The organism is Streptomyces sp. AK010, assembly GCF_014207295.1.
GTDB lineage: Bacteria > Actinomycetota > Actinomycetes > Streptomycetales > Streptomycetaceae > Streptomyces > Streptomyces massasporeus.
In genome coordinates, this window is sequence record NZ_JACHCX010000050.1 from 1 (window position 1) to 5,668 (window position 5,668).

Consider the following 5,668-nt stretch of genomic DNA (forward strand, 5'->3'; position numbering starts at 1 on the left):
TCGCCCGGGAGCGGGAGTACGAACTGCAGTCGGATACGATGACACTCGCCGCATAGCAGCACGAACCGGTGTCCACTTCTCGGGGGGAAGCCCCGATGACAGGGCCTTCCTGCACAAGCGCTGGCATGAGTTGCGGGCTCAGTATGAGGAGTTGCAGTTCGAGAGCCCCAAGGGGCCGGTGCACGGTGATGCTCACGTGCAGAACCTGATGGTCGACACCCAGGGGCAGGTGATCCTGATTGACTTCGAGGCCTTCTGCTTCGATCATCCTGAGTGGGACCTGATGGTCACAGCCACCGAGCATCACAGCCTCGGATGGCAGACGGACGAGCAGTACGCGGACTTCGTGCGGGCGTACGGGCGCGACCTGCACGACTGGCACGGCTACGACACGCTGCGCAGGCTCCAAGAGTTCGGCATGACGACGTGGCTCATGCAGAACGTGCAGGAAGACGAGAGGACGGCGGCCGAGTACCAGCGGCGCATCACCGGGTTGCGCAACGACGAGGCGCCGCGTGATTGGCGGCCCTGGTAGCTGCTACTCGTCCTCTTCGTCGAAGCGGGCCATTGCGTCCTGCACCGTCTCGTTGAAGGCGGCCACGGCGGGGTTGCCGGCGTGCACGTTGACCTCCTGCTGGAAGTCGGTCACGTAGCGCTGGAAGCGGGAGGACTGTAGGGAGTCGCCGCCGTCGACCGCCAGGCTTGCGGTGGTGACGGCGGCTTCCAGCTCGCCGTTGAGTAGCTGACTCTGGGCAAGCACCATGCGGCAGAAGCCCAGAGTGCGTGCGTACATCGGGTCGGTGCTGTCGACGGCGCGCTGTGCGTGCACGACTGCCTCGCGACGCATCTTCAGATCACGGAAGCAGTGGCAGAACTCGCCCATGAGTTCTGCATCGTCGAAGTAGCTGAGCCACGCCGGGTCCTCGGCCGTGTCAGCGCGCTCGAAGTTTCGTTCAGCCTCGTTCATCGCGCGGCCGGCCTCGGTCCGGTTGCCCGCGTTGGAAAGGGCCCGGGCTTCCATCGCCCAGTAGTTGGCCATCGCCCGTGGGGTGGCTCGCCCTTTCGCTCCTTCGACGGCGGCACGGGCCAGCTTGATGGCCTGGGCATGGTTACCGAGGTAGTTGGCTTGGTGGCTGAGGTTACCGAGGACGCGAGAGCCGAACATGCGGTCGTCGGTGGCCTGGGAAAGCCGCAGCGTGGCGGTCAGGTAGCGGTAAGCCAGTCGGTGATTCCCAACGTCGTATGCCGTCCATGCCAGCAACTGGGAGACCTCGGCGGCGGCGCTGAACAGCGCGGTGCCCACCTTCTCGCTGTAGCTCGCGCTGAGCAGCGGCAGGACCTCGTGGCGGAAGTAGTGGCGCAAGGCGCGGTGGCCGTGACCCCCTCCGTACTTGAAGTCGAGTTGCATGAACGTGGCAGCCGCGTCTCTGATCGCCCGCACGTCGCGCATGCCTACACGTTGGTGGGCCGGATTGTCTGCTTGGACACCGTCGGGGCGCGCGATCATCCATGAGAGAACAGCAGCACTGAGATCGGTGTCGGCAACGACCAGGCGGTCTGTAACCGCGGCTTCGGCGCGCTCCTGGGCAAGGCCATCCAGCATCGACAGGACGTCGGGGACCGTGCTCGGGTAGCCGACTGGTTCCGGCGCAGTCGACTGAGTGTGGTCGAAGAAACCAAGGTCACCGGGTGTGACGCGGTGTCCGAGTTTCGAACTGAGCACGTCGGCCATGATTGCCGCAGTCTGGGGCTGGATGCCTGCGCCGTCGCGCCATCGCTGCACAGAGACGTGCGTGGTTCCTAGCCTGATGCCGCGCTGAGCGGCGGCGTCCTTCATCCGTTTCGCGAGGCCCTTGTTCGAAACACCGGCCTCGGTCATCACTGCGACTAACTGCGCGTTCGGCTCTCGGCTCATGCTCCCCTGCCAACCCGAGAATGACGGCGAGTGCTCATCCTGTCACAGCAGTATCGCGCTAAGGGGTTCATCCGCGAACCCCCTTTGGCTTTGCTGGTGTTCACGTGAACCCCCTGGTGAACGCTCCCGGTCGCGCCCCGAGAGCCGTGTACTGGCTTGCGTGAAGCAATCGGTGACGTGAGCCGCTGGCGAAGGCTGAGAAGGGGACGCGATGGACGCGGGGAAAGCCGAGTATGTGGCGAAGGAGCTGGAGGCATACGCCCACTGGTTCGCAGCGCCGGATCCGTCCGCCAACGGGCACTTCTCGGCGTTGACACTCTTCGCTGAGTGCGGTGACGTGGCGCGCATCGCACGCGACACCACATCGGCATTTCTGCGTGGTGTTGTCACGGGTGACGTCGTCTATGACACCCGACTTGCCGTCTCGGAGTTGGTCGGGAACGTGGTGAACCACGCGGTGCCGGATCGCTCTCGGTCCCGTCCTGGCGGATGCCGGCGCATCGACGTGATCTACAAGCTGTATCCGAAGTGGTTCTTCATCGGCGTCAGGGACGAGGACTCCACCCCGCCGCTTCTTCCCATGGGCGACGCCCTCTGCCCAGAGCTGGTGGGGGAGCTGACTGAGGCTGTTCTGCCGGACAGCGGGCGCGGGTTGATGATCACGCAGCGGATGGCGGATGCGGTGTGGTGGACGCCGGAAGAGGGCGGAGGCAAGACGGTCTGGTGCCGCTTCGACCTGGACGGTTATAGACCTCAGTGATCTCCGGGTCTCCACCTCCTTGTTACTCCCTCGCGATCGGGAGTGGGTGGCGGCCTGGAACCGGCCGGAGACTGACCCCTCCGGCCAACTGAGCGCGGTCTCTTGCGCGAGGAATCGCCGGGCTCTCCTGGCCCGTGCAGGAGACCGCGCTTCACAACCACATACCGAGACCGGGCCACCCCATCAGCCCTGGAAAGCGAAGGGTGGCCCGGCTGGGAACACGGCGGTCCCCGGTGCCTGATGGTACCGGGGCCGTCGTGCTGCTTTTGGCCCTGGGTTCAGGAAGTTGATGACCCGTTACATGATCAGGGCTGAGGTGGACAAGGTGACTGGCGCGAGTGGGAACTGGCTCGGCGATGGCCTCGACGGCATCGCGGGTCAGGACTCCGGCCTCTGGGTGCCGGGGATCGACTACATGGCGGGTTGGCGCGAAGCTCGTGAGTCCGCTGATCGTTTGAACAGGGCGCTCCTGAGGGTGGGCTTCGAGCTGTCCGCCGTGCGTGCCGTCGCCTCGACTGATGAGGACGGGCGCGGTGTCGTGCGCTTAACAGGCCGGCCTGCTGATCTGGACCGGCTCGCCGTGCTCCTGGAGGCGCGGGCCGAAAGTGACGGGGGTGCGACGTGAGGCGCTTCTTCGCTGGTGAGCGCGGCACGTGGGCACGTCGCCGGCCGCAGAGACTTTGGGCAGTAGCTGCCATGGGGCGAGAGAACAGGGGGCCTTACGGTCGCCCGCGAACCGGGCTGGCTGTTGGCCTGCCCGCAATGGCCCGGTCGGCCCCCTGTTCTTGGAGGCTCGCCCCATGGGAGCTGCCTAAAGTCTCGGAGGCCGTCGACCCCCAGCCCGCCACGCCACTGTCCGCGACGACCGCTCGACGCCCTAGCTTCATAGGTGTGCTGTGGTCGGGGGCGCATGGCGACCGGCCGGGACCGGCGTCCACGCCGCACGCCCGGCCGGGGCGGCCGGGCGGCTCGGCGCGCCGCAGGCGCGCCCTTGAGGAAGTGAAGGCTGTTTCGACCGATTGCTGTCGGCGCTCAGGCGCGTGCGCGGCGGGCCTGTCGCTTGTCGGCAGTCATCCGGTAGGCGAGTTCGGCACGGTCCGCGCCGACGCGGAGTTCTTCGAGGATCAGTGGGCGGTCCTCGGTGCCGTGCGTGACGCGGGCCATGTGCAGGATCGGGGTCGCGTCGGGGAGCTGGAGCGTGGTGCGCTCGTCAGGCAATGGCATTCGGGCGCGGACTGTCTCCGACCACCAGAGCTTGTGATCGCCGCTGGTGAGTACGCGGTAGATCTCTGCGGGGTGCTTGCACGGCTCGTCCGAGAGCAGCGGCGCGGCCTCGGCGACTTCGAAGGGGATCAACGTCCGATGCATCGCGCGCGTGCCTGTGCTCGGGTCGACGAGCAGGCGGTCACAGCCGAACAGAGCCTCTTCCGTGCCGACTCCGAGCAGCCGGCCGGTCTCCTTCGTGGTCCGGGTGCGGTACGTGTTGGGGTCCTCGGACTCGTCCCAGAGGTCGCCATTCGGCATGACGAACCGGCTGTCTGTGGTCCGGCTGATGCGGCGTTCGAGGGTGAGCACGGGCTGATCGTCGGAGCGTACGAAGCTGCCCTTGCCGTGGCGCACGTTGATCAACCCTTCCGCGCGCAACGCGGCGATGGCGTTGCGGACTGTCGGACGGGAGACCTGGTAGCGGGCCATGAGCTGAGCTTCCGACGGCAGCAGGGAATCGGGGGCGAACTCACCCGACAGGATCGCTGCGCGGATGGCGGCGGCGACTTGCTGGTAGAGGGCTCCGGGGCGCTGGATCTCAGTCATCTCGGCATCTCCAGGTTTGAGGTCGTAGGCACGTCGCACGCGCGACATCACTCGTCAGCATAAGTAGTTGCGCTCTCGCCGTACAGCACCACATAGTCGTAACTCGTAAGGACAAGTGACGTCAGCCGATTGCTGGCGTCCCGATGGCCAGGGAGGCCACAACCCATGCAGTCCATTCCCGTGGACACGGCGCGGCTCGGCGTACTGCGGTGTGCCAACGCCCCCGAAGTGAAGTTCAGCAACTCAGAAACACAGGAGGTGAAGAAGGACAGGGACGGCAATCCGGTGTACACCGTGGCCGTCACCGTGCGGCCCGATGGGCGGCGCATCTCTGTCATTGAGATCGCCGTGAGCGGTGAGCCGAAAGGGCTCGAAGCGGGCCAGGTCGTCAAGGTCACCGGCCTTACCGCGTTCGTCTGGTCGATGGGCGACCGGCAGGGCATCAGCTTCCGCGCTGACGCGATCACACCCGCGCACGGAGCGGCGGCACACGGTAAGAGCGGTGACGCCTGATGGAACCGACCATGCTCGCCCTCGCACTGGCCGTTCTGGCCTGGGTGCTCGTCATCGGTGACCTGGTGCACCGCCATCGGCCGGCCTGGCACTGGTACGCCGTCGGGTACGCGGTTACCGCCTCCCGGGTGGTGTTCACGTGGCGCAAGGTGGCCATGCTCAATGACCTTGCCGTTTCCCGGCGTCCACCCCGCGGCTTGCTCGGTGACCTGATGGTCAAGGGCGATCCGCTGCGGCCGGTGGCTCCCCGGATCTCGTTTCCCCGGGCTACTCGTATGGGGCTGACTGTGACCGTGCGGCTCCACGCGGGGCAGACGCCGGCGACGTACATGAAGGCAGCGGATGCCTTCGTGCACGCCTGGAAGGTTCACGCGGTTCGTGTGACATCGCCGGAACGTGGGCTCGTCCTGCTGACGGCAATGGCCAGCGACCCGCTGGAGCGGCCCGGCTTAGCCACGGCGCCGACTGAGCTGCTGTCTGCGCTCATCGGGGCCTTGGAGACCGGTGGGGCATGGGTGATGAACCTGCGCATGGTCCCGCACTGGCTCATCGTCGGGGCCACTCGGTCCGGTAAGAAGGCTTCCGCTTACCGCTCAACGGGCTTGTCTGGTCGAACAGGGGTCCTGATCGGGTGATCGCGGCAGGAGCGGCGCATGAAGGCAGGGCCT

6 protein-coding genes and 1 pseudogene are annotated in these 5,668 nt (G+C 66.4%); 5 read left to right on the top strand and 2 right to left on the bottom strand.

Annotated features, from left to right (window positions below; all coding sequences use genetic code 11):
- Positions 1-535 (top strand): phosphotransferase family protein (locus tag HDC93_RS37345; protein WP_185015209.1); only part of this gene is annotated, 535 nt, incomplete at its 5' end.
- A 3-nt stretch (positions 536-538) separates the two neighbouring features.
- Here HDC93_RS37345 and HDC93_RS37350 read toward each other — a convergent pair.
- Positions 539-1,915 (bottom strand): sporulation protein, encoded by a 1,377-nt coding sequence (locus HDC93_RS37350; protein ID WP_185015210.1) that lies wholly within the window; start codon positions 1,913-1,915, stop codon positions 539-541.
- A gap of 211 nt (positions 1,916-2,126) precedes the next feature.
- Here HDC93_RS37350 and HDC93_RS37355 point away from each other — a divergent pair, with 211 nt between their 5' ends.
- Both HDC93_RS37355 and HDC93_RS37360 read left to right on the top strand, forming a co-directional pair.
- Complete coding sequence (locus tag HDC93_RS37355) at positions 2,127-2,675, top strand: ATP-binding protein (RefSeq protein WP_185015211.1); 549 nt, start codon at positions 2,127-2,129, stop codon at positions 2,673-2,675.
- A gap of 289 nt (positions 2,676-2,964) precedes the next feature.
- The gene (locus HDC93_RS37360; RefSeq protein WP_260420010.1) at positions 2,965-3,300 is read left to right on the top strand and encodes a hypothetical protein; all 336 of its coding nucleotides are present in this window, start codon (positions 2,965-2,967) and stop codon (positions 3,298-3,300) included.
- A gap of 407 nt (positions 3,301-3,707) precedes the next feature.
- Here HDC93_RS37360 and HDC93_RS37365 read toward each other — a convergent pair whose 3' ends face one another.
- Positions 3,708-4,487 carry a GntR family transcriptional regulator gene (locus tag HDC93_RS37365; protein WP_185015214.1) on the bottom strand — a complete coding sequence of 260 codons (780 nt, stop codon included), beginning with the start codon at positions 4,485-4,487 and terminating at the stop codon, positions 3,708-3,710.
- A gap of 165 nt (positions 4,488-4,652) precedes the next feature.
- On the opposite strand from HDC93_RS37365, the gene HDC93_RS37370 reads away from it, so the two are divergent.
- Positions 4,653-5,000, top strand: coding sequence for a hypothetical protein (locus HDC93_RS37370; protein WP_185015212.1), 348 nt, complete (start codon positions 4,653-4,655; stop codon positions 4,998-5,000).
- A pseudogene (locus HDC93_RS37375) lies at positions 5,000-5,632 on the top strand (cell division protein FtsK); the annotation flags it as partial. The gene HDC93_RS37370 and the pseudogene HDC93_RS37375, both read left to right, overlap by 1 nt.
- Positions 5,633-5,668: the final 36 nt, after the last annotated feature.

Excerpts from the sequence above, each read along its gene's own strand:
- HDC93_RS37350 (WP_185015210.1), bottom strand. The coding sequence starts at position 1,915 with ATGAGCCGAGAGCCGAACGCGCAGTTAGTCGCAGTGATGACCGAGGCC.
- HDC93_RS37355 (WP_185015211.1), top strand. The coding sequence starts at position 2,127 with ATGGACGCGGGGAAAGCCGAGTATGTGGCGAAGGAGCTGGAGGCATAC.
- HDC93_RS37360 (WP_260420010.1), top strand. The coding sequence starts at position 2,965 with ATGACCCGTTACATGATCAGGGCTGAGGTGGACAAGGTGACTGGCGCG.
- HDC93_RS37365 (WP_185015214.1), bottom strand. The coding sequence starts at position 4,487 with ATGACTGAGATCCAGCGCCCCGGAGCCCTCTACCAGCAAGTCGCCGCC.
- HDC93_RS37370 (WP_185015212.1), top strand. The coding sequence starts at position 4,653 with ATGCAGTCCATTCCCGTGGACACGGCGCGGCTCGGCGTACTGCGGTGT.